General features: G+C 61.4%; 3 protein-coding genes. 1 reads left to right on the plus strand and 2 read right to left on the minus strand.

All coding sequences use genetic code 11. From position 1 onward, the window contains the following. On the minus strand, nucleotides 1-281 hold a 281-nt coding region (locus HP546_RS28650), incomplete at its 3' end, for a cytochrome c5 family protein (RefSeq protein ID WP_172232763.1). A gap of 193 nt (nucleotides 282-474) precedes the next feature. Between HP546_RS28650 and yihA the strand changes: the two genes are divergently transcribed. Further along, complete coding sequence (yihA, locus tag HP546_RS28655; RefSeq protein ID WP_172232757.1) at nucleotides 475-1107, plus strand: ribosome biogenesis GTP-binding protein YihA/YsxC; 633 nt, start codon at nucleotides 475-477, stop codon at nucleotides 1105-1107. A gap of 426 nt (nucleotides 1108-1533) precedes the next feature. Here the strand turns inward: yihA and polA are convergent. Continuing rightward, a partial coding sequence (polA, locus tag HP546_RS28660; protein ID WP_172232760.1) for a DNA polymerase I occupies nucleotides 1534-2857 on the minus strand: 1324 nt, incomplete at its 5' end.

The raw sequence follows: 2857 nt of genomic DNA on the forward strand, positions 1-2857 counted from the left end.
ATCCAAAGGATGACCAAACGGTAGTCCTCGGCACTGCAGTCCATGCACAATCCACGCGGCGGCATAGCCTTGAAACCCTGATTCACATGCGCCATGAGTACCTCCATGCCTTGCGCCAGCCTTGGCTCCCAGGCTGCCCGGTCACCCTTCTTGGGCGCCTGCGGCAACTGCCCGGCGTGACAGGCCGCACACGTGCGGTTGTACAACGCCTCGGGATCCTGTGTAGCCTGTGCGCTGAAAAACGGCAGGAACATACCGACAGCTAGCAGCCATTTCGCCAGGCGAAACGACCTGACAGGGTTGGGGGACGCGCTGCGTTCTGATGCGCAAGCTATAGTTCGGCACCCCATGCCCGTTCTCCTTCGCTGGGAGAATGGGCACACAAAAACTGGGGCATTATATACTTCTGTCAGCCAAACGGAAATGACACCGCTTGCCGGCCTAGGCTTTGGCAACACCCACATCGGATATCCCATGCAAGTCAAGAACCCCATCCTCGGCCTCTGCCAGAAAGCCACATTCGCCCTTAGCGCAGCCAAGGTCGAACAATGCCCGGACGACCAGGGTTACGAGGTGGCTTTCGCCGGCCGCTCCAACGCCGGCAAATCCAGCGCCCTCAATACCCTGACTCATGCCAGCCTGGCGCGTACCTCGAAAACCCCCGGTCGCACCCAGCTATTGAATTTCTTCAGTCTGGACGATGAACGGCGTTTGGTCGACCTGCCGGGCTACGGTTATGCAAAAGTGCCGATTCCGCTCAAGCAACACTGGCAGAAGCACCTGGAAGCCTACCTGGGCAGCCGTGAGTGCCTGCGTGGCGTGATCCTGATGATGGACGTCCGCCACCCAATGACCGATTTCGACAAGATGATGCTGGACTGGGCCAAGGCCAGCCGCATGCCGATGCACATCCTGCTGACCAAGGCCGACAAGCTGACCCACGGCGCAGGCAAGAACACCTTGCTGAAAGTGCAGTCGGAAATCCGCAAGGGCTGGGGCGATGGCGTGACCATCCAGCTGTTCTCGGCACCCAAGCGCCTGGGTGTGGAAGACGCCTACCGGGTGCTGGCGGACTGGATGGAGCTGGAAGACAAGCCAGTTGCCTGAGGGCCTGCATGAATCCTTGTAGGAGCAGCCTTTGTGCTGCGAAGAGGCCACGACAGGCTGTAGACATCTATTGCTCATGCCGGCCATTTCGCAGCACAAGGCTGCTCCTACAGGTGTGAGCAGCAACTGCCGACCCAAATTCCGGGCAAAAAAAACCCCGGACTTCGTATGGGGAGGGGGAAGTTCGGGGTCCAAGTCCGGACCGCTAGGGCGGGGTCCGGATATCTGCCAACACTTAACACAACATAGGAGCATCGAAGGGCTTCACCAGCCATTCAGTTACTCTGAGTTCCGCTTCACTGGTTTAGTTCCGAAGCCCTGAAAACTATTTGCGATAATTTCAGGAATCTTCAGCACCAATGGCACTGGGCAGTGCCAGGATCCGCGTCCCTACGTCGCAGATCCTACACAGCTTTCCCCGTTCAATCAGTGAGCTTCATCCCAATTCGCGCCAATTCCTGCCTCGACCAGCAGCGGAACATCCAGCTGCGCGGCCTGGCTCATGTGCTGGCGAATTTCATCTTTGACCTGCTCCACCAGGTCTTCGCGCACCTCCAGCACCAGTTCATCGTGTACCTGCAGGATCACCCGTGCATCCAGCCCGCTCTCGCTCAGCCAGTTATCCACATTGACCATGGCCCGCTTGATGATGTCGGCCGCCGTACCCTGCATCGGCGCGTTGATCGCCGTACGCTCGGCGCCTTTGCGCAGGGCCGGGTTCTTGGCGTTGATGTCGGGCAAGTACAGGCGGCGACCAAACAGGGTTTCGACAAAGCCTTGCTCGGCCGCCTGGGCTCGGGTGCGCTCCATATAGGCCAGCACGCCCGGGTAGCGGGTGAAGTAACGGTCGATGTAGTCCTGCGACTGCTTGCGATCGACGCCGATCTGCTTGGCCAGGCCGAACGCGCTCATGCCGTAGATCAGGCCGAAGTTGATGGCCTTGGCGCTGCGCCGCTGGTCGGTGGTGACGTCTTCCAGTGCCACGCCGAACACTTCGGCTGCCGTGGCACGGTGCACGTCCAGGTCGTTGCGGAACGCATGCAGCAAGCCTTCGTCCTTGGCCAGGTGGGCCATGATGCGCAGCTCGATCTGCGAGTAGTCCGCCGCCAGCAACTTGTAACCCGGGCTGGCGACAAACGCCTGGCGAATGCGCCGGCCTTCGGCAGTGCGAATCGGGATGTTCTGCAGGTTAGGGTCGCTCGACGACAGCCGGCCGGTGGCGGCCACCGCCTGCTGGTATGAGGTGTGGATACGCCCGGTGCGCGGGTTGATCTGGCCCGGCAGCTTGTCGGTATACGTGCTTTTGAGCTTGCTCAGGCTGCGGTACTGCATCAGTACCTCGGGCAGCGGGTAGCCTTGCTCGGCCAGCTCGTCGAGCACCGCTTCGGCGGTGGATGGCTGGCCCTTGGCGGTCTTGCTCAGCACCGGCATGCCCAGCTTGTCGTAAAGAATGGCACCCAGCTGCTTGGGCGAGCCGAGGTTGAACTCCTCGCCGGCCAACGCATACGCGCGCTGCTCCAGCTCGGCCATCTTCACCCCCAGTTCACCGCTCTGCACCCGCAGCAGCGCGGCATCGACCAGCGCACCCTGGCGCTCGATCCTGGCCAGCACCGGCACCAACGGCATTTCGATGTCCATCAGCACCGGCTGCACGCTCGGCGTTTGCGCAAGGCGAGCCTGCAGTGCCTGGTGCAGGCGCAAGGTGATGTCGGCGTCCTCGGCGGCGTAGGGGCCGGCCTTGTCCAGGTGG

Origin of the sequence: Pseudomonas sp. CM25 (assembly GCF_013179705.1) — a bacterium.
In the GTDB taxonomy this organism is placed as follows: Bacteria; Pseudomonadota; Gammaproteobacteria; order Pseudomonadales; family Pseudomonadaceae; genus Aquipseudomonas.